Below are 24760 nucleotides of genomic sequence, written 5' to 3'. Positions count from 1 at the left end.
CGGCTGATCAGGCGCCGGTCAGGCGTCCAGCAGGAAGACGATCTCGGTGCGACCGACCCGGATCCGGTCGCCGTCATGCAGCAGGTGACTGTCCACGACCCGCTCGTCGTTCACGTGCGTGCCGTTGGTCGACCGCAGATCGGTCACCGTGAACCCGTTCGTGGTCTCGGCCACCACGGCGTGGTACCGGCTGACCCGCTCGCCGGCGACCACCAGGTCGTTGTCCTCCATCCGGCCCAGTCGCAGCCCCCGGCTCGGCACCGGCAGCGTCTCCCCCGACGGCAGCCGGACCCGGGCGTGGGACAGCACGATGGCCGTCTCCGCGACGGTGCGTTGATTCGACGTGGAGGACGGCGCGGGCGGGCCGGCCGGGCCGAGCGATTCCTGGCGCAGCACCTTCTGTTCGATCTCCCGCAGCGCCGGGCTGGGGTCGATGCCCAATTCGTCGTCCAGCAGCTGCCGGATCCGCCGGGCCGCCTCCAGCGCATCGGCCTGCCGCCCCGACCGGTACAGGGCGATGATCAGCTGGATCCAGAACGGCTCGCGCAGGGGGTACTGCCCGGTCAGCGTGACCAGCTCGCCGATCACCGCCGATTCGTTGCCGGACGCCAGGTCGGCGTCGATGCGGGATTGCAGGGCGACGAGCCGGTCCTCCTCGACGGCCGCGGCGAAGTCGTCCGCAAACCGGAAGCCGCGCAGGTCGGCCAGTGCGGCACCGGTCCACTCGGCCAGCGCCGCCCGCAGCCGCTCCGCCGCCTCGGCGTACCGATGCGCGGCCAGCAGGTCGTTGCCGGCCCGGACCCAGCGACCGAACCGGCCCTGGTCGACCAGCGCGTCGTCGACGACCGCCCGGTAACCGGGCGACTGGGTGGCCACGGTCAGCAGGCCGGCATCGGACAGCGGACGCAGCGCTCGGCGCAGGGTCGAGACATGCACCTGCATGGTGCCCAGAAAGTTGCCCGGCACGTCGCCGTCCCAGATGGCGTCGGCCAACGAGTCCGCCGGCACCACCCGGTTCCGGCTGATCAACAAGCTGGCCAGCAGCGCCCTGGGTTTGCCGCCGGGCAGCGGCAGCGCAACGCCGTCCACCAGCAGTTCGAGCGGCCCGAGCAGCCGCACGTCGAGCGCCGGGGCCTGATCGTTGCGGTCCGCGGGCGTCACCGGCGCATCGTAACCAGCGACAGCCGATGGCCCGGCTCCGGACGGGCAGAACCCGGGACTGCGCCGCTGTGCGAGGCTGGCACGGTGCCAGAACTGAGCCGTGGAGCCAACGCGCCGCTGACCGCCGACCGGCTGACCGTGCACGTGCGCGGCACCCGCCCGGGCGTCGTGGACCTGATGGCGTTCCAATTGACGGCCGACCGTACCGTCCGCGCCGACGACGACCTGGTGTTCTTCAACCAGCCCACCTCGCCGGAGGGAGCGTTGCGGTTGACCGCCCCGGACTCCCTGTCCCTGGACCTGCGAGCCGTGCCGGACGCGATTGCGACCGTCGCGGTGACCGTCGCGCTGGACGACCGGCAGCCCGGCTCGCTGGCCGATATCGACGGGCTCGGGGTGAGTGTCGGGCCGGACGGGTACGACGTCCCCGCCCACGGATTGACCACCGAGCGGGCGGCCGTGCTGGCCGAGATCTACCGGCGGGCCGGGGCGTGGAAGCTTCGGTCGGTGTCGGCCGGTTGGACCGAAGGCCTGGCCGCGCTGGTCCGCGAGCACGGCGTGCAGGTCGACGCGGAACCCTCGGCCGCCGGGCCGGCGGCCGCCCCGGATACCCCGCCTCCCCCGCCCGCCGCGCCGGTGACGTCGGTCGCGCCCGGTCCGCGGTCCGTGCCGGGCGAGGAGCGACTGTCGCTGGTCAAGCGCCAGGCCCTGGATCTGCGCAAACGCGAGGTGCACAAGGTCCTGCTCACCAAGGGTGCGCAGGCCGAGCGCGCTCGGGTCGTGCTCGTCATCGACAAGACGGGCTCGATGTACCAGGCGTACAAGTCCGGCCTGGTGCACCGGGTGGTCGAGCGGATGGTGCCGGTGGCGATCCAGCTCGACACCGACGGGGCCCTGGAGACCTACCTGTACGCCAAGACGTTCGCCCGCCTCCCGGATCTGCAGGTGGCCGACCTGGAGACCTGGCCCGACGAGTTCCTGCACCTGAACGGCACCCACGGCGGGATCAACTACCGCAAACTGGGCGGCTCCAACGACGAGGTCCCGATCCTGACCGAGCTCGCCGGCAGCGCCCACCGCGGGGACTCGCCGACGTTGGTCCTGTTCTTCACCGACGGCGGCTTCTACAAGCGCAAGGAGATCACCCGCATCATCGCCGAGGCCGCCGCGCTCCCGATCTTCTGGCAGTTCGTCGGCCTCGGCGCCAACGACTACGGCCTGCTGGAGAAGCTGGACGACATGGACGGCCGGATCGTCGACAACGTCGACTTCTTCGCGCTGGACGACGTCGATCGGGTGTCCGACGCCGAGCTGTACCGCCGGCTGCTCACCGAGTTCCCCGACTGGCTGCGGGCGGCCCGGCAGGTGGGCATCGTCGGGCCCGGGTAGCCGGCACCGGACGATCGACCCGACTACGGGAGCGTCAGGACCTCCGCGCCGGTGTCGGTGACCACCAGGGTGTGCTCGAACTGGGCCGTCCAGGACCGGTCCCGCGTGGTCACCGTCCAGTTGTCGTCCCACAGGTCCCAGTCGATGCCGCCGAGGGTGATCATGGGCTCGATGGTGAACGTCATCCCCTTCTCGATCACCGTGCTCACGCTCGGCTCGTCGTAGTGCAGGATCACCAGTCCGGAATGGAAGGTGCGGCCGATGCCGTGCCCGGTGTAGTCGCGGACGACGCCGTAGCCGAACCGCTTGGCGTAGGACTCGATGACCCGACCGATGACGTTCAGCTGACGCCCGGGCGCGACGGACTTGATCGCCCGGCGCAGCGCCTCCTCGGTCCGCTCCACCAGGAGCCGGTTCTCCTCGGCGACGTCACCGGCCAGGTAGGTGGCGTTGGTGTCGCCGTGCACCCCGTCGATGTAGGCGGTCACGTCGATGTTGACGATGTCGCCGTCCTCGATGACGGTGCTGTCCGGGATGCCATGACAGATCACTTCGTTCAACGAGGTGCAGCACGACTTCGGAAAGCCCTTGTAGCCCAATGTGGACGGGTAGGCGCCGTGGTCGCACAGGTACTCGTGCACCACGGCGTCGACGGCGTCGGTGGTCGTCCCGGGGACCACCAGCTTGGACCCCTCGACCATCGCCCGGGCCGCCAGCCGGCTCGCCACCCGCATCTTCTCGATGATCTCCGCCGGCTGCACCCACGGATCGGTACTGGGGGCGGGGCCCGGGCGGCCGACGTACTCCGGCCGGGCGATGGCGGACGGGACCGTCCGGATCGGGGTCGGCCGGCCGGGCTGCAGGGCGGTGCGCAACATGATCCCGAGACTACGACCCGGAGCCGGTCAGGCCGGCACGGTGGCCAGCATCTTGGCCACGACCTGATTGGTGACCACCGAGTCCTCGCCACCGACGACGAGCGCGGCGAACGCCATGTCGCCCCGAAAACCCATCGTCCACGCGTGCGCGTGCAGCGAACCGTCGGCGGCGGCGAACTCGGCGGTACCCGTCTTGGCGTGGGTGTCGCCATACCCGGCCAGACCGGCGCCGGTGCCGCTGGCCACCACCGCGGCCATGAACGTCTGCACGCCCTGGATGGCCGCGGCCGGAATCGCCGGCGGCTCCTTGTCGACCGTCGTCGTCATGCCGCGGATCAGCACCGGCAGCGGCATGCTGCCCCGGGCGGCCGTCGCCGCGGCCAGCACCTCGCCGAACGGCGTGACCAGCACCTGCCCCTGGCCGAACCCGTTCTCGGCCCGTTGGATCTGCGAGTCGGCATTGGGCACCTTGCCGGTCAGCGTGGTCGCGCCCGGCATGACGAAGTCCAACCCGATCCCGAAGGCCGCCGCGGTCTGCGGCAGGGCGTCGGCCGGCATCTGCGTGGACAGGGCGGCGAAGGTGGTATTGCAGGATCGGGCGAATGCCTCGGTGACATCAACGGCGCCCAGCGCGAAGTCATGGGAATTTCGGATGGCCCGGCCCTGCACGGTGTACACCCCGGGGCAGTCGATCGGCTGCCCGGGCGCGGTCAGGCCGCGTTCCATCGCCGCGGTCGCGGTCACCACCTTGAACGTGGACCCGGGTGGGTACTGACCGGTCAACGCCGGGGTGCCCTGCGCGTTGGCGGCGGCGTTCTGCGCGACCGCCAGCAACTCGCCGCTGGAGGGCTGCATGATCAGCAGGACGGCCGGCTTGTCCTGGTCGGCGATCGCCGCTTCGGCGGCCTGCTGGATGCCGGAGTCCAAGGCCAGGGTGACCCGCTGACCGGCGACCGCGGGATGGTCGTCCAACGTGTCCAGCACGCCACCGGTGCTGTCCACGATGACCACCGACCAGCCGTCGGTGCCCTTCATCAGCGGATCGGCGACCGGCGTCACCTGGGCCAGGATCGCCTTGGCGAAGTCGCGGGTCGGCGGCAGGTTGCGTACCTGGGACGGGAAGCTGAGCCCGGTGATCGCGTCGAGTTGCGGCTTGACCTTCTGGAAGTCGGCCTCCCGCAGATTGGTCACGGTGTAGCCGATGCTCGCCGGATCGGCCGGCGGGGTGCCGTCCTCGGCGGTCCCCGCCACACCGGTACTCGCCGGCGCGGCGGGGGAGGCCGGAACCGCGGCCGCCGCCTCGGCCTGCGCCTGGGCGACGCCCGCCACGATGCCGTCGGCCGTCACCGTCGGATCCACCGGCGACAGCACCGGCGCCAGGGCGGCCGCCGCGGCGGTGACGTCCGGGGTCTTGGCCGGCATCAGCACCACCGAATAGACGGTGACCGGCTGCACGATCCGGTTGTTGTTGCGGTCGACGAGCACGCCCGGCTCGGCCGATGTGGTTCGCGCGGCGAGGGTCTGGCGCTCGCCGAGCTTGGGATGGATCGCCGACGGGGACCAGTCGAGCTCCCAGTCCCGGTTCTTCTTCCAGGTCCAGGTGGCGGGGTAGGTCCAGGTGCCGGCGTCCGGCAACTGCCAGTTGAAGGTGACGGTGACGCTCGCCTGGTTGCCGGTCCGGGTGAGATCCCCGGTCGCGATCGTCAGCCGGTCCGGCCGAAGGTCGCTGGTGACCTCGTCGAGCATGACCGCCGCGGCCGCCGGGCTGGTGGTCTCGTCGGCCGCCGCGCCGTAGTCCATCTGTTGCCAGGCGGCAACGAAGGCGGCCACGCGGTCGGCCGGACCCGGGTCGCCGGAGTTCGGGTCGGACGTGCACCCCGCCAGCGCGGCCAGCACGGCCACCAGCGCGAGCACCGTCCGGCCCCCCCGGTGCGACCACCACCTCGTCCGACGCACCGCCATGGGCCCCAGTATCCCCATGCGGCCGGCCATCCGGCCGCTGCGACATCCGCGGGTGACGACTTACAGCCAGGTATGTACCCGGACGGTCGTGCCGCGGGCATTGGACCGCACCTGCACCAGATCGCACGCCTGATGGGCCGCGCTCAGCGCACGGCCGCGGGAGTTGTCCTGACCGGGGAGGCGCCGGCCGATCATCGGGTCGCCGACCGGCGTCGAATCGTGCAATTCGCAGATCAGGTCGGCACCCTGCTGCCACAGCTGCAGCATCTGGCTGTGGCCGGTGTGCGCCTCCGTGGCCTGGGTGACCGTGCGCACCGCAGCGGCCAGGCCGGCGGCCCGCCGGCGCTGCACCCCGGAGGCCTCGGCCCAGCGTCGGACCCAGTCCGAGACGTGATGGCCGGCAGCCGGATCGACCATCAGCCGCCGGACCGGTTCCGCGGGTGGCGGCAGCTCCCGGCCGAAAAGTTCGGCGGCGTGATGCGAACCGCCGTAGACGGTGCTGCCCCGGTAGATCCGCGGTTCGACGATGACCGGGTGGCTGCGGGCGGCCTCCTCGATGACCGCGGCGTCCAGGCCGGCCCGGTCGTACGGGCACAACAGCCAGAACGGGGTGCTCGGCGCGATCGCCATGTTCAGCAGCGCCTCGTGCAGCTGGCACTCCTGCAATTCGGCGGCCCGGCGGCCGGCCCAGATCGGCTCCCCCACCCCGCGGACCGGGCCCGCCGAGCGGTGCCGGTCCAGGAACTCGCGCCACGCCGGGATGATCCTCGCCGGGTTCCGGCCGAGTTCGCTCATGTCCACGAATTCGACGCCCTGCGCGGCGGTTCCCAGTTCCGTCCGCAATGCGGCGATCCGGGCTCCGATCACCGCGACCATCACCGGTTGGCGGGCATCGACCCCGTCCCGGATGAACGGCCCGACCAGGTCGAGGAACTCCCGGTCGCCCCGATAGAACACGGCCTCGTGCCGGTACCCCCGGTGGGCCGACCGCCCACTGATCAACGCTGGCAAGCGCGGCCTCCCCATTGAGTCCAGAGTCTTGTGACACGACGCAAACATGCACGTCCCCCGAGCGTGTGTGCCTCTTCACCCTACTGGCCGCGGCCGCCGTCCGGGACGGCCGAACGGGGCAATCATCGACACCCTCCCCGGAAATCTCACCCCGACCGGGCGGCGCGCCCGACCGACCGAACCCGGATGATCAGGCGCATGGGACTTTTCCGCCACCACGACGACGGCCCGACGCCCCGGCACTACCAGATGCGCGAGAAGCTGCTCGCGATCGGGGACGACTACTGGATCGAGAACGAGCAGGGAGAGAAGGTCTACAAGGTCAACGGCAAGGCCATCCGCTTCCGGGACACCTTCATTCTCGAAGACAACACCGGTGGTGAGCTCGCCAAGATCCAGGAGAAGAAGCTCTCGGTCCGGGACAAGATGAAGATCGAGTGGGGCGGCACCGAGGCCGTGGTCCACAAGGCCCTCGTCGGCATCCGGGACCGGTTCGTCATCGATCCGGACAACGGTGAAAAGCTGCACGCGCACGGCAACTTCGTCGACCACGAGTACGAGATCGAGCGCGACGGCAACACCATCGCGACGATCTCGAAGAAGTGGTTCCGCGTGCGGGACACCTACGGGGTGGAGATCGCCCCTGACGAGAACCAGCCGTTCATCCTGGCCGTGACCGTCTGCATCGACGAGATGGCCCGCGGCTGACCCACCCGACCCCGGCCACCCTCTACAGTGTCCTCGGCGCCGCCGGTCGGCGCCGGCGGCACGACCCTGTCGGCACCGTCGCGCGCCCGCCTCCGTTCCGGGGCGGACGAGCCGGTGAAGGGCCCTGGAAAGGCGGGGGTATGACGATCGAGGACGAGAAGCGGGTCGCCGCCGAGGCTTCCGTCGCGTTCGTCGAGAGCGGGATGACGGTCGGGCTGGGCACCGGTTCGACCGTGGCCTACCTGCTGCCCGCCCTGGCCGGCCGGCAGCTGGACATCCGTTGCGTGGCCACCTCGCCGCGGACCGCGCAGGCCGCGACCGCACTGGGCCTGCGGGTGCTGGACTTTCGCGAGGTGGACCGCTTCGACATCGCGATCGACGGAGCCGATCAGATCGCCCCGGACGGCTGGCTGATCAAGGGCGGCGGGGCCGCGCACACCCGGGAGAAGGTCGTCGCCAATGCGGCCGACCGGTTCGTGGTGATCGCCGATTCCAGCAAGCCGGTCGACGCGTTGCACGGGTCCGTGCCGGTCGAATTGATGGAGTACGGACTGGCGGCGACGCTGCGCGAGTTGGCGTCGGTGGTGCTGCGCGACGTCCCGCGCAGCCCCGACGGCGGCGTCATCGGCGATTACCACGGGGATCTGTCGGACCCGGCCGCGCTGGCCGCGCGGCTGAGCGCGGCCCCCGGTCTGGTGGACCACGGTCTGTTCCCGCCGTCGATGGTGCACGACGTGCTGATCGCCCGGGGCGTCGATGTCGAGCACCGGGTGATCCGGGCCTGACCGGCGGCGCGTGGTCGGAACCGCCGCGTGGTCAGAACAGCACGGACGCGAAGGTGCCGATCTGGCGGAAGCCGATGCGCTCGTAACAGCGGCGGGCCCGGACGTTGTAGTCGTTGACGTACAGGCTGGGCATCCGACCGAGATCGCGCTGGATGGACCGGACCACCGAGGCCATCGCCGGGGCGGCCAGCCCCCGACCGCGTAACTGCGGATGCACCCAGACGCCCTGAACGAGCGCGACCGACCGGGACAACGATCCCACCTCGGCCTTGAACATCACCGTGTCGCCGTCGAACCGGGCGTAGGCGCGTCCGGCGCCGATCAGCTCGGTGATCCGGGCGCGGTAGCTGCGCCCGTTGTCACCGCCGCGCGGATCGACGCCGACCTCCTCGGTGAACATGGCCACCGCGGCCGGGTAGTAGTTGTCCACCTCGTGCGGCCGGACCAGCCGGACGTGCGGATCCGGCGCACCGAGGGGGTCGGCGGCGCAGACCATCAAGGGTTGATCGGGCCGAAGCTCACGAGCCGGCCCCCACCGGGGTTCGAGACGTTCCCAGAAGGGCAGCACCCGATCGGCCGGGCCCAGGATGGTCGCGCACCGGCGTCCCCGCCGGGCCGCAGTGTGCGCGAATGTCCGCATCGCCGCCGCGTCGCCGGCCAACGGAACCATCGACGCGCCGGCGAACAGCAGCCCGTCCCGGCCGCCGCCGATCCCCCAGAACTGGCCGCCCATGGCCGCTTCGTTCATTCCGACCTGCTCGAACCGGGCGGCGATCATGCAGGAGGCCACCGGGTCGGCCGTCAGTACCCGGGACACCTGCGCGGCGTGCCCCGAGCCGAGGATCCGGGAGAAACTCGCGGTGAGCATGCGTGGCCTTCACTGGTCCGGCGCTGGTCCGAGAGACGGGTCGTACGGGTCGGGGCCGTTCTTACGGCAAGAATGCCACGCCCGACCCGCTTCGCCGTGTCACCCCGGGTCGGCGGGTGTCAGGCGTGCACCACGGTCGGCTCGCCGGACGCCACCCCGGCGGCGCGCAGGTCCTCGGCGATCCGCATGGCCTCCTCGATCAGCGTCTCGACGATCTGCGACTCCGGCACGGTCTTGATCACCTCGCCCTTGACGAAGATCTGGCCCTTGCCGTTGCCGGAGGCAACCCCGAGATCGGCCTCCCGGGCCTCCCCCGGCCCGTTGACCACGCAGCCCATCACGGCCACCCGCAGCGGCACGTCCATGCCCTCGAGACCGGCCGTCACCTGGTCGGCCAGGGTGTAGACGTCCACCTGGGCCCGTCCGCAGGACGGGCAGGAGACGATCTCCAGGCCGCGCTCGCGCAGGTTGAGCGACTCCAGGATCTGCAGGCCGACCTTGACCTCCTCGGCCGGCGGCGCGGACAGCGACACCCGGATGGTGTCGCCGATGCCCTGGGCCAGCAGCGCGCCGAACGCCACCGATGACTTGATGGTGCCCTGAAATGCCGGGCCGGCCTCGGTGACACCCAGGTGCAGCGGGTAGTCGCACTGCTGGGCCAGCAGCTCGTAGGCCCGGACCATGATCACCGGATCGTTGTGCTTGACGGAGATCTTGATGTCGCGAAAGTCGTGCTCCTCGAACAGTGAGCACTCCCACAGCGCCGACTCGACCAACGCCTCCGGGGTGGCCTTGCCGTACTTGGCCAGCAGCCGCTTGTCCAGCGAGCCGGCGTTCACGCCGATCCGGATGGGGGTGCCGGCGTCGGCGGCGGCCTTCGCGATCTCGCCGACCTTGTCGTCGAACGCCTTGATGTTCCCCGGATTCACCCGGACGGCCGCACAACCGGCGTCGATCGCGGCGAAGACATATTTGGGCTGGAAGTGAATGTCGGCGATCACCGGGATCTGGGACTTGCGGGCGATGATCGGCAGGGCCGCGGCGTCGTCGGTGCTCGGCACGGCGACCCGGACGATCTGGCAGCCGGACGCGGTCAGCTCGGCAATCTGCTGCAGGGTGGCGTTGATGTCGGCGGTGACGGTCGTCGTCATCGACTGCACCGACACCGGATGGTCGCTGCCCACACCGACCCCGCCGACGTCCAGCTGACGGGTCTTGCGGCGGGGCGCCAGCACCGGGACAGCGCGGTCGGCGGGCATGCTCGGCAGGCCCAGGCCCACTGAAGTGGACACTGCAGTCATATCCTTTTGCCTCTCAGCCGAAGAGTTTGACGGGGTTGACGACGTCGGCGACCAAGGTGAGCGCGGTCAAGCCGATGAACAACAGTGCCACGACGTAGGCCACCGGCATGAGCTTCGCCACGTCGAACGGGCCGGGGTCGGCCTTGCCGCGTAGCCGGGCCCAGCCCTTGCGAATCCATTCGATGACGGCACCCAGGATGTGGCCGCCGTCCAGCGGCAGCAGCGGCAGCATGTTGAGCAGGAACAGGCTCATGTTGAATCCGGCCACCAACTGCAGGAACAGCACCCACTTGTCCTGGGTGGTGGTCTGGTCCGACTCCAGGATCTCGCCGCCGATCCGGCCCGCGCCGACGATGCCGACGGGTGAATTCAGGTCACGCGGGGCACCGTCGACGATCGCGTCCCACAGCGCGGGGATCCGGGCCGGGATGGCGACCACGGCCTGAGCGGCCCGACCGATGAACTGGCCGGTGAAGACGAAGGCGGTGCCGACCGACTGGGCCTGGTATTCCGGCAGCGAGGAGACGCCCAGGAAGCCGGCGATCTTCACCCCGACCTGGGTGTCGTTCTCGTCGAACACCGGCCGCTGGTTCTCCACGATGGTCACCGCGGCGACCTGCGACGCACCGCCCCGGGTGTACTCGATCTGCACGGTCCGGCCGGCCGATGCCTGGATCAGTCCGGTCAGCTGGTCCCAGCCGGTGACCGGGGTCCCGTCGAAACCCGTGATGGTGTCGCCGGGCAACAGGCCGGCCTGCGCGGCCGGGGTCGGCGCGTCGGCGGCGGTGCAGTCGGTCTGCTGGGTCTGACCGGCGGCGGCAGCCGGGAGGACACACTGGTTGACCTGGGCGATCGTCGTACTCGGCGCCTTGATCCCGATGCCGACGAGCAGCACGGAGAAGATGCCGACGGCCAGGATCAGGTTCATCACCGGACCGGCGGCCATGATGATGATCCGCTTGCCCGGGTGCAGCTGATAGAACTGCCGCCCCTCGTCCGCCGGCGTGACCTGGGAGCGATCGCCGGCCCGGGTCTCCTCGACGATGTTGCGGACGAAGCCGGTGGCGCCCATCGCCGTCGTGGTGATCTTCTGCCGGCCGTCCTTGCCGGGCGGCACCATGCCGATCATCCGGATGTAGCCGCCGAGCGGGACGGCCTTGAAGCCGTACTCGGTCTCCCCGATCTGCTTGGACCAGACGGTCTTGCCGAAGCCGACCATGTACTGGGTGGTGCGGACGCCGAACAGCTTGGCGAACGTCAGGTGCCCGGCCTCGTGCCAGGCGATGGAGAACAACAGCGCCAGCAGGAACGCGACGATGCCGATGACGGTCCACATGGCTAGTGCCCTGTTCTCCCGGTGGCGCCCACCGGTGCCGGGCCCACCGCGACCCGGATGGTCGAGCGGGCGATGATCTCGCGGGCCCGACGGCGGGCCCAGTCCTCCGTGGCCCAGACGTCGTGCACGTCGCGCGGGTTGCTCCGCGCGTGGTCGGCCTCGTCCAGGATGCCCGCCAGCAGGTCGGAGATACCTGTGAAACGCACCCGACCCTGCCGGAAGGCGTCCACCGCTTCTTCGTTGGCCGCGTTGAATGCGGCCGGCACGGTGCCGCCGGCCCGTCCGGCGGCGTAGGCCAGGTCGAGGGCGGGAAACACCGCCCGGTCGACCGGCTCGAACGTCCAGGCGGTGGGGTTGCCGAAGTCACAGGCCCGGGCGACCCGGTCGAGCCGGTCCGGCCAGGCCAGGGCGAGCGCGATGGGCAGCTTCATGTCCGGCGGGCTGGCCTGCGCGATCGTCGAGCCGTCCACGAAGGTGACCATCGAGTGGATCACCGACTGCGGGTGCACGACCACGTCGATCTTCTCGAACGGGATGTCGAACAGCAGGTGCGCCTCGATCACCTCCAGCCCCTTGTTGACCAGCGTCGCGGAATTGATGGTGACGACCGGGCCCATCGCCCAGGTCGGGTGGGCCAACGCCTGGTCGACCGTCACTCCCTCGATCCGCTCCCGGGACCAACCCCGGAACGGTCCACCGGAGGCGGTGACGACCAGCCGGGCGACCTCGGGCGGCTCGCCACTGCGCAGGCACTGGGCCAGCGCGCTGTGCTCGGAATCGACCGGCACGATCTGACCGGGCGCCGCCGCCCCCGTCACCAGCGATCCGCCGGCGACCAGGGATTCCTTGTTGGCCAGGGCCAGGCTGCGACCGGCCCGCAGGGCGGCCAGGGTGGGCTCCAGGCCGATCGAGCCGGTGATCCCGTTGAGCACCACGTCCGCCTCGACCTGCTCGACCAGCTCGGTCGCGGCCCGCGGCCCGACGATGACCTGCCGGTCGGGGACGTCGACCGGGGTCGCCGAGGCGAGCACGGCCGGCGGGTGGGCGGCCGCCTGCGCGGCGAACAGGGCGGGGTTCGAGCCCCCCGCGGCCAGCCCGACGACCTCGAACCGGTCGGGGTGCGCGGCGAGGACGGCCAGCGCCTGGGTGCCGATCGAACCCGTCGAACCGAGCACGATCACCCGGTGCCGAGCGGACCGGGCGCCGGCCCGCGCGGCGGGTGGCGGGAACCGGTGGGGGGGCGTCACGGGTTCATTCTCCCCCGTCGGCCCGGCCCGGGCGATGAAGCTGCCCTGGCCGCCTCCTTTTGTCCGCTTCGGCGGCCCTGGGTCGCCCGGTCAGCCGTCAGGGTGGCCCGATCGCATCCTCCGGCGCGTCATCGCCGGGGCGACCGAGCGGTTCGGCTCGCGGTTCGGCGGCGCACATACTGGCGGGATGGCCGCCGCCCGCCCCTCCACCAGCACGCGCTGGGTGATCGGGATCATGGTGGCGGCCCTGCTGGCATCGGTGCTGGTCGTCGTCGGCCTGATCCAGATCACCGGGCAGAGCCCGTCCTCGTCCGGTGGCTCATCGGAGTCGGCACAGCCCTCGGCCGAGCCGGGATCCGGTTCGGCGAGCGCGGATCAGTCGTCGTCGACGCCGGGTCCCCCGACATCGCCGGGACCGTCGACGTCGGGTGTCCGGTCGGGGACGACCGCGCCCGGCACGACGCCGGTCGTCCTCGCCGGATCCGGCCTGGATCTGCCGGCGGCATGGACGGGCACCGCGGATCTGACGATCACCGTGCGCGGTCGCTGCGCCGAGACCGGCGGCACGTCTTTCTACACGCGTCCCGCGCAGTTCGCCCTCCAGGTGTCACCCCCGCCGCCGGCGACGACCACGGCGACCGCGACGTCGTCCGTCGCCTCCGGGTCCGCGCCGGCGGGCGCGTCCGGCTCACCGACCCAGCCGGCCGCCACGGCCGTCCCGCCGGTGCCGGCCGGACCGGTGTCCATGACGTTGGGCATCACCCCGACGGACGTCCCCGGTCTGTCCCTGTATTCCACGTCCAGCGGCCGGGACGGGTCCGTCCGCCGCACCTGGCTGGTCGAGACGCAGGCCGATCCGACGATCGCGGATCGAACCCTGATCGCGGCCACGCTCGTCGACGATCAGCCCGTCGGCGGCGCCCTGCCGCCCAACCTGCTGGTCGATTCGGAAACCGATCTACTGCCGTGCGAGACCGGAACCGGTGTCCGGCTGCCGCGCCCCCTGGCCAAGGGCGCGACCGTCACGGGCTGGGTCAGTGCGACCGAGGCCTGGTTGGACGTGGCGGCGACCACCACCGACGGCGAACGGTCGGTCCAGGCCCATCTGGCCCTGACCAGGACTCCGGGTTCCTGACCCGCCGGGCCCGGCCACCCCACGCGGCCCGTTCGGGTCGGCCATGTCAAGATGAATGGGCAGAGCCGACTGCACCGAGCACGGGAGGGCCCATGGCCGGCACCACCATCGAGCCGCACGGCGCCGGGCCCGGCGGCTCGGAACTCGCCACCACCCAGCACGGCGCGGTGGTCGCCTACAACCCCGACGCGCCCAGCGAGGAATGGGGCTGGCACGGCTCCTGGCGGGAGAGGATCGCCCCGCGCGGATCGCGGGCGCTGCTCTGGCTCGGGGTGCTCGGTCTGCTGCTGTTGGCGTTCTTCGGCAACCACGAATCGAACGTCGAGGTGTACTGGCTGGTGGCGATCGCCGCCCTGATGGCGGTCTGGATCGTCGCCGACGAGATCTCGATCAAGCGGGAACGGCGCCGGCGCCCCTGACGGCCCCCCGTTCGGATGGCCCGCGATCTGGCGTACCGGCGGAACCAGTGGCCGGCCGGGGTCGCGATGGTGCAGATCGATCGGCGGTTCGCGGCGCTTCGGGTGCGATCGGGCCCGTCGGTGCAGTGGCGCCGGACCAGGGACGGCCCGTGGGAGACGCTGCCGGTCGTCTCGGTCGGCCGGGCCTGGCGGCCCTGGGTGCTCACCCTGGAACTCGCCGACGGCGCCACGGTGAAGGTCCGACCCTTTCGCCCGGGCGAGGCCGGGCTGCCCGACTGCGGTGATCGGGTCGGTGGCATTGGCGACTCGCAGCCGCTCGGCAACGACCCGGTCTCGGCGGTCGTGGCCGTCGTCGCGATCGCCTTCTACGTCCTCGCCTCGCCGTTCTTCGTCGTGGCGAACGTCAAGCGGGCTCGGGTTGCCCGGGCTCTGCGGGCCCGGCTGGACCCGCGTGCCGGCGCCGGCGGCTGACGCCGGCATCGTTCTGAAGATTGCCGGCATCGTTCTGAAGATTGAAGGGCTGCGTCCCTTGCCGTCATCGCACTCGGATATGACACAATGTCTGCGGCTGCGTTCACCGGTCCGAGACCCGTTCCGGTGGATCACCACGATTCTTGTACTTCCGTGGGTGTACTCCGACGAAGACGAAATCGTCGGCTAGCCGTGCGTCGCAACCGCGCCGCACTTCGTACACCCAGCAGGGAGAGCGTTCATGGCACAAGGAACCGTCAAGTGGTTCAACTCGGAAAAGGGCTTCGGCTTCATCAGCCCCGACGACAACGGACCTGACGTGTTCGTGCACTACTCGGAGATCCAGTCGAGCGGCTACCGCTCGCTGGAGGAGAACCAGAAGGTCTCCTACACGGTGACTGCCGGGACCAAGGGTCCGCAGGCCACCCAGGTCACCCCGCTCTAACCAGCGCACCGACCGAACAGCAGAACCCGCGGCCATTCGGCCGCGGGTTCTGTTGTCTGTGCGGCCCGCGGCGCCCATCGGGACCGGGGCCGCGAGCCCACCGACTACGCCGGCGCGGCACCCTCGGTGGCCAGCTGGCCGCAGGCGGCGGCGATCTCCTGGCCGCGGGTGTCGCGGACCGTGCAGGCAACCCCCTGGGCCCGGACCCGGCGGACGAACTCGTCCTGCACCGGACGGGGCGAGGCGTCCCACTTCGACCCCGGCGTCGGGTTGAGCGGGATCAGGTTGACGTGCACCAGTGGCCCCAGGTGCTCCCGCAGCAGCGAACCCAGCAGATCGGCCCGCCAGGGCTGGTCGTTGATGTCGCGGATCAGCGCATATTCGATGGAGACCCGGCGTCCGGTGGTGTCCGCGTACTCGCGCGCCGCCGCCAGCACTTCGGCGACCTTCCAGCGCTCGTTGACCGGAACCAGCGTGTCCCGCAGCTCGTCGTCCGGGGTGTGCAGCGACACCGCCAGCCGGACCTGCAACTTCTCCGCCGTCAGCCGGCGGATGGCCGGCACCAGCCCGACCGTGGAGACGGTCACCGACCGCGCCGAGATGCCGAATCCGGCCGGCGGCGCGGCGATGATCGCCCGGACCGCGGACAGCACGCGGTTGTAGTTGGCCAGGGGCTCCCCCATGCCCATGAACACGACGTTGGACAACCGCCCGGGCGGCCCCAACGCACCGCCCCGGGCCATCCGTGCGGCGAGTCGGACCTGCTCGACGATCTCCCCGGCCGACAGGTTCCGCTGCAGACCACCCTGGCCGGTCGCGCAGAACGGGCAGGCCATCCCGCAACCCGCCTGTGACGACACGCACAGCGTGATCCGATCCGGATAGCGCATGAGCACGGACTCGATCAGAGTCCCGTCGTGCGCCCGCCAGAGCGTCTTGCGCGTCGATCCGTCGTCGCAGGCCAGCGAGCGGACCTCGGTGAGCAGCTCGGGCAGCAGGGCATCGACGAACGCGGTCCGGCCGGCGGCCGGCAGGTCGGTCATGTCGGCCGGGTCGCGGGTCAACCCGGCGAAGTAATGCTGCGCCAGTTGCTTGGCGCGGAACTCCGGCTGCCCGGTCGCCCGGACGGCGGCGCGCCGCTCCTCGGAATCGAGATCGGCCAAATGGGTCGGCGGACGACCACGGCGCGGCGCGGTGAACACGAGAGGCAACGAGGCAGGCATGGCCGGACTATTGTCCCACGCGGCCAATCGGGTCCGAGCAAGTCTCAAGCTCAGGTACAGGGTTGGCATCGATCCGGTCACGACTTGGCCGCCGCGCCCGCGTCGGCCCGGGACATCCCGGCCCATCCGGGTTCAATACAGGGCCAGGCCAAGATCAAACGGGCATACTCGGACCCATTTCAGGTGCCGATTGACTCCGGATGTTTCCGAGTGTGTTGACATCGCGGTCACCTGGGGGTCATACTCGTAACCGTCATCACACGGAGCCTTCGAGCGGGATTCACGCCCAACTCGCAGATTCCGGCAGTGGAGACCACGATTTAGCAGGCAGCGGGGCCGTCCGGCCCCACCCGACAGAGGAGTCGACATGTACGCACCGGAACGGCAGCAGGCCATCCTCGGCCATGCCCGCTCGGTGGGTCGGGTCGATGTCAACATGTTGGCCGAGCGGTACGACGTCACCCCGGAGACAATCCGCCGGGATCTGAACGAGCTCGAACGCCAGGGCCTGCTGCGGCGGGTGCACGGCGGCGCCATCCCGGTCGAGCGGCTCGGCCTGGAACTCCCCGTCGCCCAGCGCGCCGGACGCAACGCCGAACTCAAGGAGCGGATTGCCAAGGCCGCGCTCGACCACCTACCGGACGGCGGCTCCGTCATCATCGACGCCGGCACCACGACCGTCCGGTTCGCCGAGGTCCTCCCGGCCGACCGGCAGTTCACCGTCGTGACGCACGCGCTACCGATTGCCGCGATGCTGGCCGAACGGCCGAACATCACCCTGCTGCTGGTGGGTGGCCAGGTCCGTCAGGGCACGCTGGCCGCGGTCGGCAACTGGGCGCAGACCGGCTACCGCGGCGTTCTCGCCGACGTCGCCTTCGCCGGCATCAACGCGATCAGCACCGCCCGCGGGCTGACCACTCCCGACCTGGCCGAGGCGGCCGTCAAGCACGCCCTGATCGCCTCGGCCCGCCGCACCGTCGTCCTGGCCGACCACACCAAGGTCGGCCAGGACGAGTTCGCCCATGTGGCCGACCTATCCGAGGTCGACACGCTCATTACCGACAGCGAGGTGGATGCCGACATGGCCCAGGAGATCCAAGACGCGGGAGTGGAGGTCGTGCGCGCATGACCGAAGCCACCCGTCCCGGATCCGTGGTCACTCTGACCCCGAACCCCAGCATCGATCACACCGTCGAGATCACGGCCCTGGAGCGAGGTGAGGTCCAGCGGACCTCCACCGCACTCGTCGAGGCCGGCGGCAAGGGCGTCAACGTCGCCCGGGTGCTGGCCAAGCATGGCCACCGCACCACCGCGATCCTGCCGGCCGGCGCGGACGCGCAGCGGATGATCGCTCTGCTGGAGCCTCAGATGGTCACCACCGTTCCGGTCCCGATCACCGGCAGCATCCGCACCAACATTGCGGTGGTCGAGCAGGACGGCACCACGACCAAGCTCAACGAGCCCGGCGCGACCCTGTCGCCGGTCGAACTGGCCGCGCTGCTCAACGCCGTCGAGGAGTATCTGGGGCCACGACCGTCGTGGCTGGTCGCCGCCGGCAGCCTGCCCGGCGGGGTACCGGACGACTTCTACGCGCGGGTCGCCGCGCTGGCGGTCGCCGCCCGCGTGCCGGTCGCCATCGATACCTCCGGCCCCGCATTGGCTGCGGCCATCGACGCCGGCGCCACGGTGATCAAGCCCAACCTCGAGGAACTCGAGGAGATCCTCGGGCGCGAGCTGACCACGGTCGGCGACGTCGTCGAGGCGGGCCGCGATCTGCGGGCCAAGGGCACGAAAGAACTGCTCGTCAGCATGGGCGGGCACGGTGCCCTGCTGATCACCGAGCAGGGCTCCTGGTGGGCCGGCGGTCCTCCGCTGGTACCACGCAGCACCGTCGGCGCGGGTGACTGCACGCTATCCGGGTACATCCATGCGACCGGAACTCCCGACCAGAGGCTGGCCACCGCGGTGGCCTGGGGGCGGGCGGCCTGCCTGCAGCCCGGGTCAACCGTCCCTGGCCCCGAAGACACCCGAGCTTGCGCCGACGCAGTCCGCGTCGTCGCCGATCCCGATCCACTCCAAGCAGTGAAGGACGTCGCCCCATGACCGACCTGATCACCCCCGACCTCGTCGTCCTCGACCTTGTCGCATCCGACAAGGCGGACGCGACCCGGCAGATCGCCGAGAAGTTGCAGGCCGCCGGCCGGGTGACCGACCTGGAGGGCTTCCTGAAGGATGTCGCCGCCCGTGAGGCCCAGATGGCCACCGGGATGCCGGGCGGCATCGGCTTGCCGCACGCCCGTTCCGAGCACGTCACCGTGCCCTCGCTCGGGCTGGCTCGGGTCCCCGCCGGCGTCGACTTCGGCGCCCCGGACGGCCCGGCGACGCTGGTGTTCCTCATTGCCGCCCCCGCCGGTGGCGGCTCCGAGCACCTGACCATCCTGGCGGCGCTGGCCCGCCGGCTGGTTCGTCCCGCGTTCCGCCAGACCATCATCGACGCCGCCGACGAGACTGCGGTGGCGTCCTACGTTCAGTCGGAGGTGGGTGGCTGATGAAGTTCGTCGCCGTCACGTCATGTCCCACGGGCATTGCCCACACCTACATGGCCGCCGAGGCTCTGGAGCAGGCCGGTAAGGCCGCCGGGCACGACGTCCAGGTCGAGACCCAGGGGTCGGCCGGTTCGGTCCCGCTGTCGGACGCGGTCATCGCCGCGGCCGACGGGGTGATCTACGCCGCCGACCTCCCGGTCCGCGACAAGGAGCGCTTCGCCGGCAAGCCGTTCGTCGACGTCGGCGTGAAGAAGGCCGTGCACGCCCCCAACGACGTCCTGGCCGCGGCCATCGAGGCGGTCGAGTCCGGCGGCGGTGCGTCCCTGGAGCACGTGGACGCCTCCGGCAACGAGGTTGCCGCGGTCGGCGCCAGCTCGGGCGCCGCACCCGGGACGAAGGTCAAGGGCGGCCAGAGCACCGGCGCTCGCATCAAGCAGTACCTGATGACCGGCGTCTCCTACATGATCCCGTTCGTCGCCGCCGGCGGCATCCTGATCGCCATCTCGTTCCTGCTGGGCGGTTACGAGATCGTCGCGGTCAAGCCGCAGGATGTCATCGATACCTTCAGCGTGGCCTCACTGCAGTCGTGGGCCGGCCTGATGTTCGTCATCGGTGGGGCAGCGTTCGGCTTCCTGGTTCCGGTGCTGTCCGGCTTCATCGCCTTCGCGATCGCCGATCGCCCCGGCATCACCCCCGGCTTCGTTGGCGGCACCCTCGCGGTGGCGACCGGCGCCGGCTTCCTGGGCGGCCTGGCCACCGGCTTCATCGGCGGCTTCATCGCCCTGTGGCTCAGCCGGCTGAACGTGCCCAAGGCCGTCCGTGGGGTCATGCCCGTGGTCGTCGTTCCCCTGATCGCGACGTTCCTGACCGGTCTGATCATGCTGGTCATCATCGGCAAGCCGATCAAGTGGCTGATGGACACCCTGTCCGAGGCCCTGCTCTCGATGACCGGCACCGCCGCCATCGCGCTCGGCGCGATTCTCGGCCTGATGATGGGCTTCGACCTCGGCGGTCCGATCAACAAGGTGGCCTACGTCTTCGCGACCACCGGTCTGTCCGCGGTGGCGCTGGACGCCTCCGGCGCCGACGATCCCCGGCTGCAGATCATGGCCGCGGTGATGGCCGCCGGCATGACCCCGCCGCTGGGCCTGGCCCTGGCCACCGTGCTGCGCAAGCGGCTGTTCACCGAGCCGGAGATCGAAAACGGCAAGGCCGCGTGGATCCTCGGTGCCTCGTTCATCACCGAAGGGGCCATCCCGTTCGCCGCCGCCGCCCCGCTGCGGGTCATCCCGGCCACCATGGTCGGCTCCGCCGTCACCGGCGCGCTGGTCATGGCCTTCGGTAACACCCTGCGCGCCCCGCACGGGGGCATCTGGGTGGTCGCGCTGATCTCGAACCCGTTCCTGTACTTGCTGGCGGTCGCGATCGGCACCGTGGTGACCGCCTTCGGCGTGATCTTCCTCAAGGGTCTGGGTACCAAGGCCACCTCGTCGGCCCCGGTCGGAACTCCGGTCAACGCCTGATCGACCCATCCCGCGCTGCACACCCGGGCCGGGGCTGCGACGATGTCTGTCGCGGCCCCGGCTCGTGCCAGTTCTGCTGTTCCCGCACCGGTCCGCCGCACCTGCTCCCAACCCGCTGATTCATCCGCTAAGGAGTCGATGAATGCCCACCCGCAAGGTCAAGGTCGCGTCCCGAGTAGGCCTGCACGCCCGCCCGGCCTCGCTGTTCGTCCAGGCCGTCACCGCCACCGGGCTGCCGGTCACCATCGCCAAGGGTGACGGCGACCCGGTCGACGCCCGCAGCATCCTGATGGTCATGGGAATGGCCGTCGGCAACAACGACGAGGTCACCCTGACCGCCGAGGGCGACGGCGCCGACGCCGCCCTCGACCAGCTGGTCGAGCTGCTGGAAGTCGACCACGACGCACCCTGATTCGATCACCGGCCGGCCGCGGACCTCTCGTTCCGCGGTTCGGCCGGGCCTCCCGCCCCGCCCCCGCAATACAGGAGTTGAATCGACCCCATGACGACCACGACCTCAACGCCGACGAGCCAGGCCGGAAAGCAGCTGACCGGAATCGGGGTGGGCCGCGGCTCCGCGGTCGGCAAGGTGGTCAAGCTCGCACCGCCCGTCCGGCCGCCGGCCAATGAGGCGGCGGCGACCAATGCCGAACAGGCCCAGGCCCTGGTCAAGAGCTCCTTCGACTACGTTGCCACCAACCTGCGCACGCGCGCCGCCCAGGCCGAGTCCACCGTCGCCGCCGTCCTCGAGGCGACCTCGCTGATGGCGCAGGATCCCGGTCTGCTCGCCGACGTCGTCCGGCGGATGGCCACGGGCGTCGGCCCGGCCACCGCGGTCGATCAGGCCGTCGAGGGCTTCTGTTCGATCCTGGAGATGAGCGGCGGCTATATGGCCGAGCGGGTCACCGACCTGCGCGACGTGCGGGACCGGATCGTGGCCCAGGTGCTGGGCCAGCAGCCGCCGGGTCTCCCGCCGATGTCCGAGCCGTCGGTCGTGGTCGCCGCCGATCTGGCCCCGGCCGACACGGCCACCCTCGATCTCGACCATGTGGTCGCCATCGTCACCGAACTCGGTGGGCCGACCAGCCACACCGCCATCATCGCCGCCCAGCTCGATCTGCCCTGCATCGTGAGGGTCGCCGGCGCGCTGGAACTGGCCGACGGCGATGAGATCGCGGTCGACGCCGCGCACGGCACCGTGAACACCGACCCCGACGACTCGCTCCGCGAAGCCATCGTCTCCCGGGCCAAGGCGCGGGCCGCCCTGAAGGAGTCCGGCGGCGGTCCCGGCACGACCAAGGACGGCAGGGGCGTCCAGCTGCTGGCCAACGTCGGCAAGGTCGAGGACGCCGTGAAGGCGGCCAAGGAGGACGTCGAGGGCGTCGGACTGTTCCGGACCGAGGTGCTGTTCCTGGAGCGCAAGACCGCACCGACCGTCGCGGAGCAGACCAAGTCCTACACCGAGGTGTTCCAGGCGTTCGGCGACCGCAAGGTGGTCATCCGCACGCTGGACGCCGGCGCCGACAAGCCGCTCGCCTTCGCGCCCTCCGAGGAGGAGGAGAACCCGGCCCTGGGTGTGCGCGGTCTGCGGATGGACAAGCGCTTCCCGCAGCTGCTGGACGACCAGCTGACGGCGATCGCAGCCGCGGCCAAGGCCACCGAGGCCAAGGTCTGGGTGATGGCCCCGATGGTCTCCACCGTGCACGAGGCGGCCGCGTTCGAACAGCGGGTGAAGTCGCACGGGCTGCCGGTCGGCGGCATCATGATCGAGGTGCCGGCGGCCGCCCTGCGCGGCCCGCACCTGATCGAGAAGGTCGACTTCTTCTCCATCGGCACCAACGACCTGACCCAGTACGCCATGGCCACCGACCGGATGGCCGGCGAGCTGGCCGAGCTGCTCGATCCGTGGCAGCCGGCCGTGCTGGATCTGATCGCGCTGGCCGGCGCGGCCGGCCAGGCCGCCGACAAGCCGGTCGGCGTCTGCGGCGAGGCCGCCCGCGACCCGCTGCTGGCCCTGGTCCTGGTCGGGCTGGGCATCTCCAGCCTGTCGATGGCGCCCAATGGGGTGCCGGCCGTGCGGTATGCACTGGCCCGCACCACGTACGCGCAGTGCCAGGAGATGGCCGCCGCCGCCCGCGCGGCGATCGACGCCGCGGGCGCCCGGGCGGCCGTGGAGGGCCTGGTCGATCCCGAGGTGCTGATGGCGCTGTAGTTCGTGCGGACCGCTGGCCAGGGCGGGGTCGCGACTTCGGTCGCGGCCCCGCCTTTGCCGTCGCCCCCGCTCGTCGGCCGGGTGCTCAGCCCGCCGGCACCATCCCCACCACCGTCACGAGGTCGCCGACGGTCAGCGCGGCCGCCTGGTCTGCATCGACCCGGTAGTCGCTGGCGTACCCGTCCTCGCTGGCCACGGTGATGCTGGCCGGCTCGGCCCGGTCCGCGGCCGGCCGCACCGCGACCACCTCGCCCCACTGCCAGCGCTGCAAGTGCACGGTGCCGTCGGCGGCCACGACCTTGAACTCGCCATGCACCGGTCCGTCCGCCGGTTCGGCGGCGACGACGTCGATCTCGGCCGGCGTCGGTTTGCGAGGCGTGACCCCGGCCGCGGTGGCGGTGGCGGTGGCCGTGGCCGTGGCCGTGGCCGTGGAGCCGACGACTATCACCGCGACCGCCACCGCCACCCCGGCGGCCCGGTGCCACCAGCGCGGTCGGGAAGGCCGACCGGGCGACCGCCGATCGCGGGTATCCCCGTTCGTCGCCACCACATCCACGCCTGGATGGTCGCGCCTGATGCTGTCCGGGAGCTGTGACGTCGGCGGCGGACGGCTGGGAAACCGGTCAGACGGTACGACCGAGGACGTTCACCAACCGGGTCCGGGAATCATCGCCATCCCCCGCCGCGGACCCTTGGCCGACCGTTAGCGTGCAGCTATGCAACCGGCCGAGCAGCGTGCGTGGCAGCACCGCCCGGACGTCGTCGCCGCGCAGCGGCGGACGCTGCGGCTGCTTGCCGGGGCCCAGGTGCTGGGCGGGATCGGCTTCGGCGCCGGGCTCTCGGTCGGCATTCTGTTGGCGGCCCAGGTCACCCGTTCCGAGGGCTGGGCCGGCGTCGCCCGCACGTCGTCGACGGTGGTCGCGGCCCTGGTGGCGGTTCCGCTGGCGGTGCTCGCCGCCCGGTCCGGCCGCCGGATCTCGCTCGGCCTGGCCTGGGCGATGGCCACCACCGGTTCCGTCGCGCTGGTCGCGGCCGCCCAGCTGGCCGACTCGAACCGATTGTTCGCCTCCGCGCTGCTGATCTACGGCCTGGGCATCTCCGGCGCCGGGAGCGCCGCCTCACTGCAAAGTCGGTACGCCGCGACCGATCTGGCGCCACCCGAGCACCGTTCCCGGCAACTGTCGCTGGTCGTCTGGGCCACCACGATCGGCACCGTCCTCGGCCCGAACCTCGGGGCGCCGGGCGAGGCCCTGGCGGAGTCGCTGGGTCTGACGGCGATGGCCGGACCTTTCGTCATCGCTGCCGCCATGCTCACCCTGGCCACGGTGACGATCCTGCTGCTGCGGCCCGACCCGTTGTTGCTGGCGGCCACCCATACGCACGTCGACCCGCACGGGCGGACCTCCGGCACCCGGGCGGCGATGGCCCGGGCGTGGCGGATCGGCGGTGCCCGGTTCGCCCTGGTCTCGATGTGCGCGGCGCACACGGTGATGGTCGGGGTGATGACGATGACCCCGGTGCACATGGATCACCACGGTGCATCGATCACCGTCGTCGGCCTGACGATCAGCATCCATGTCCTGGGCATGTTCGCGTTCTCGCCGCTGGTCGGCATCGCCGCCGACCGGCTCGGCCGCTCCCCCGTCATCGTGGCCGGCGGCGGCACCCTGCTGCTGGCGACCCTGGTCGCCGGGACCGCCGGTTCGTCGATGGGTCAGGTCACCGCGGGGTTGTTCCTGCTGGGCGTCGGCTGGTCGTTGGTCCTGGTGCCCGCGTCGACCCTGCTGACCGAGTCGGTGCCGGCCGCCGACCGCACCCGGGTGCAGGGCGGCTCGGACGCGGCGATGAATGTGTCGGCGGCGATCGGCGCCGCCGGCTCCGGGCCGCTGCTCGGCCTGATCGGATTCGGCGGGTTGAACGCGTTGTCCGCGGCGATCGTGCTGGCCGCGGTGCCGCTCGTGCTCGGCGCCCACCGGCTGCCCCGGGGCGACCCGCGCCCCCTGTGAGTTGATCATGGCGTTGTCTGCTCGGGTGTCGGCGTGTCGTCGGCGTGTCGAGCAGAGTTCGCCATGATCACCGGGGAGCGATGCGGGTGTAGGGGGATGGAAACGCGCCAGGCCCGGCCGGGGAGATCCCCGGC

Annotated in this window: 24 protein-coding genes; 14 read left to right on the top strand and 10 right to left on the bottom strand. The window is 71.2% G+C overall.

Annotation, left to right across the window (positions count from 1 at the left end; translation table 11 throughout):
• Positions 1 to 18: 18 nt before the first annotated feature.
• Positions 19 to 1161, bottom strand: coding sequence for a BTAD domain-containing putative transcriptional regulator (locus tag ACILSK_RS03350; RefSeq protein WP_395725697.1), 1143 nt, complete (start codon positions 1159 to 1161; stop codon positions 19 to 21).
• 84 nt (positions 1162 to 1245) lie between these two features.
• Here ACILSK_RS03350 and ACILSK_RS03345 point away from each other — a divergent pair, with 84 nt between their 5' ends.
• Positions 1246 to 2550 (top strand): VWA domain-containing protein, encoded by a 1305-nt coding sequence (locus ACILSK_RS03345; protein ID WP_395725696.1) that lies wholly within the window; start codon positions 1246 to 1248, stop codon positions 2548 to 2550.
• A gap of 23 nt (positions 2551 to 2573) precedes the next feature.
• Here the strand turns inward: ACILSK_RS03345 and map are convergent, their stop codons facing one another.
• The 3 genes from map to ACILSK_RS03330 are packed head-to-tail and all read right to left on the bottom strand — an operon-like array spanning position 2574 to position 6401.
• Complete coding sequence (map, locus tag ACILSK_RS03340; protein WP_395725836.1) at positions 2574 to 3431, bottom strand: type I methionyl aminopeptidase; 858 nt, start codon at positions 3429 to 3431, stop codon at positions 2574 to 2576.
• A 24-nt stretch (positions 3432 to 3455) separates the two neighbouring features.
• Entirely contained in the window at positions 3456 to 5390 is a 1935-nt protein-coding gene (locus ACILSK_RS03335; RefSeq protein WP_395725695.1) for a penicillin-binding transpeptidase domain-containing protein, read from the bottom strand.
• A gap of 60 nt (positions 5391 to 5450) precedes the next feature.
• The gene (locus tag ACILSK_RS03330) at positions 5451 to 6401 is read right to left on the bottom strand and encodes an anti-sigma factor RsbA family regulatory protein (RefSeq protein WP_395725694.1); all 951 of its coding nucleotides are present in this window, start codon (positions 6399 to 6401) and stop codon (positions 5451 to 5453) included.
• Between the two features lie 198 nt (positions 6402 to 6599).
• Between ACILSK_RS03330 and ACILSK_RS03325 the strand changes: the two genes are divergently transcribed.
• Positions 6600 to 7109 carry an LURP-one-related/scramblase family protein gene (locus ACILSK_RS03325; RefSeq protein WP_395725693.1) on the top strand — a complete coding sequence of 170 codons (510 nt, stop codon included), beginning with the start codon at positions 6600 to 6602 and terminating at the stop codon, positions 7107 to 7109.
• Positions 7110 to 7249: 140 nt separating this feature from the next.
• Positions 7250 to 7894, top strand: coding sequence for a ribose 5-phosphate isomerase A (rpiA, locus tag ACILSK_RS03320; protein WP_395725692.1), 645 nt, complete (start codon positions 7250 to 7252; stop codon positions 7892 to 7894).
• 31 nt (positions 7895 to 7925) lie between these two features.
• Here the strand turns inward: rpiA and ACILSK_RS03315 are convergent, their stop codons facing one another.
• From ACILSK_RS03315 to dxr, 4 genes are all read right to left on the bottom strand, one after another.
• Positions 7926 to 8762, bottom strand: a complete 837-nt coding sequence (locus ACILSK_RS03315) for a GNAT family N-acetyltransferase (RefSeq protein ID WP_395725691.1) — start codon at positions 8760 to 8762, stop codon at positions 7926 to 7928.
• A gap of 119 nt (positions 8763 to 8881) precedes the next feature.
• Positions 8882 to 10063 (bottom strand): flavodoxin-dependent (E)-4-hydroxy-3-methylbut-2-enyl-diphosphate synthase, encoded by a 1182-nt coding sequence (ispG, locus tag ACILSK_RS03310; RefSeq protein WP_395725690.1) that lies wholly within the window; start codon positions 10061 to 10063, stop codon positions 8882 to 8884.
• Positions 10064 to 10076: 13 nt separating this feature from the next.
• Positions 10077 to 11399, bottom strand: a complete 1323-nt coding sequence (locus ACILSK_RS03305) for a M50 family metallopeptidase (RefSeq protein ID WP_395725689.1) — start codon at positions 11397 to 11399, stop codon at positions 10077 to 10079.
• Between the two features lie 2 nt (positions 11400 to 11401).
• On the bottom strand, positions 11402 to 12646 hold the full coding sequence (gene dxr, locus ACILSK_RS03300) for a 1-deoxy-D-xylulose-5-phosphate reductoisomerase (protein ID WP_395725688.1): 1245 nt from the start codon (positions 12644 to 12646) through the stop codon (positions 11402 to 11404).
• Positions 12647 to 12833: 187 nt separating this feature from the next.
• On the opposite strand from dxr, the gene ACILSK_RS03295 reads away from it, so the two are divergent.
• The 4 genes from ACILSK_RS03295 (at position 12834) to ACILSK_RS03280 (ending at position 15116) form a co-directional block, all read left to right on the top strand.
• On the top strand, positions 12834 to 13781 hold the full coding sequence (locus tag ACILSK_RS03295; protein WP_395725687.1) for a hypothetical protein: 948 nt from the start codon (positions 12834 to 12836) through the stop codon (positions 13779 to 13781).
• A 92-nt stretch (positions 13782 to 13873) separates the two neighbouring features.
• On the top strand, positions 13874 to 14200 hold the full coding sequence (locus tag ACILSK_RS03290; protein WP_395725686.1) for a DUF2631 domain-containing protein: 327 nt from the start codon (positions 13874 to 13876) through the stop codon (positions 14198 to 14200).
• A gap of 15 nt (positions 14201 to 14215) precedes the next feature.
• Positions 14216 to 14671 carry a hypothetical protein gene (locus ACILSK_RS03285; protein WP_395725685.1) on the top strand — a complete coding sequence of 152 codons (456 nt, stop codon included), beginning with the start codon at positions 14216 to 14218 and terminating at the stop codon, positions 14669 to 14671.
• Positions 14672 to 14912: 241 nt separating this feature from the next.
• Complete coding sequence (locus ACILSK_RS03280) at positions 14913 to 15116, top strand: cold-shock protein (RefSeq protein ID WP_395725684.1); 204 nt, start codon at positions 14913 to 14915, stop codon at positions 15114 to 15116.
• 104 nt (positions 15117 to 15220) lie between these two features.
• Here the strand turns inward: ACILSK_RS03280 and rlmN are convergent, their stop codons facing one another.
• Complete coding sequence (rlmN, locus tag ACILSK_RS03275; RefSeq protein ID WP_395725683.1) at positions 15221 to 16339, bottom strand: 23S rRNA (adenine(2503)-C(2))-methyltransferase RlmN; 1119 nt, start codon at positions 16337 to 16339, stop codon at positions 15221 to 15223.
• Between the two features lie 367 nt (positions 16340 to 16706).
• Here rlmN and ACILSK_RS03270 point away from each other — a divergent pair, with 367 nt between their 5' ends.
• The 6 genes from ACILSK_RS03270 to ptsP all read left to right on the top strand — a co-directional run bounded on the left by ACILSK_RS03270 (position 16707) and on the right by ptsP (position 22620).
• Positions 16707 to 17468 (top strand): DeoR/GlpR family DNA-binding transcription regulator, encoded by a 762-nt coding sequence (locus tag ACILSK_RS03270; RefSeq protein WP_395725682.1) that lies wholly within the window; start codon positions 16707 to 16709, stop codon positions 17466 to 17468.
• Positions 17465 to 18442 carry a 1-phosphofructokinase gene (gene pfkB / locus ACILSK_RS03265; protein ID WP_395725681.1) on the top strand — a complete coding sequence of 326 codons (978 nt, stop codon included), beginning with the start codon at positions 17465 to 17467 and terminating at the stop codon, positions 18440 to 18442. Before ACILSK_RS03270 ends, pfkB begins: the two co-directional genes overlap by 4 nt.
• Positions 18439 to 18888, top strand: coding sequence for a PTS sugar transporter subunit IIA (locus ACILSK_RS03260; RefSeq protein ID WP_395725680.1), 450 nt, complete (start codon positions 18439 to 18441; stop codon positions 18886 to 18888). Before pfkB ends, ACILSK_RS03260 begins: the two co-directional genes overlap by 4 nt.
• The gene (locus ACILSK_RS03255; protein ID WP_395725679.1) at positions 18888 to 20408 is read left to right on the top strand and encodes a PTS fructose transporter subunit IIC; all 1521 of its coding nucleotides are present in this window, start codon (positions 18888 to 18890) and stop codon (positions 20406 to 20408) included. The genes ACILSK_RS03260 and ACILSK_RS03255 overlap by 1 nt, the downstream gene beginning before the upstream one ends.
• A gap of 142 nt (positions 20409 to 20550) precedes the next feature.
• A complete protein-coding gene (locus ACILSK_RS03250; protein WP_395725678.1) occupies positions 20551 to 20820 on the top strand; it encodes an HPr family phosphocarrier protein in 270 nt (89 codons plus the stop codon).
• Between the two features lie 90 nt (positions 20821 to 20910).
• Positions 20911 to 22620 (top strand): phosphoenolpyruvate--protein phosphotransferase, encoded by a 1710-nt coding sequence (ptsP, locus tag ACILSK_RS03245; RefSeq protein WP_395725677.1) that lies wholly within the window; start codon positions 20911 to 20913, stop codon positions 22618 to 22620.
• Positions 22621 to 22705: 85 nt separating this feature from the next.
• Here ptsP and ACILSK_RS03240 read toward each other — a convergent pair whose 3' ends face one another.
• A complete protein-coding gene (locus tag ACILSK_RS03240) occupies positions 22706 to 23176 on the bottom strand; it encodes a hypothetical protein (protein WP_395725676.1) in 471 nt (156 codons plus the stop codon).
• Positions 23177 to 23336: 160 nt separating this feature from the next.
• Here ACILSK_RS03240 and ACILSK_RS03235 point away from each other — a divergent pair, with 160 nt between their 5' ends.
• Positions 23337 to 24626 carry an MFS transporter gene (locus tag ACILSK_RS03235; protein WP_395725675.1) on the top strand — a complete coding sequence of 430 codons (1290 nt, stop codon included), beginning with the start codon at positions 23337 to 23339 and terminating at the stop codon, positions 24624 to 24626.
• The last annotated feature ends 134 nt before the right edge of the window (positions 24627 to 24760 follow it).

This window comes from Nakamurella sp. (genome assembly GCF_044224575.1).
Taxonomy (GTDB): Bacteria; Actinomycetota; Actinomycetes; order Mycobacteriales; family Nakamurellaceae; genus Nakamurella.
This window is presented reverse-complemented; position numbering and strand designations above follow the sequence as displayed.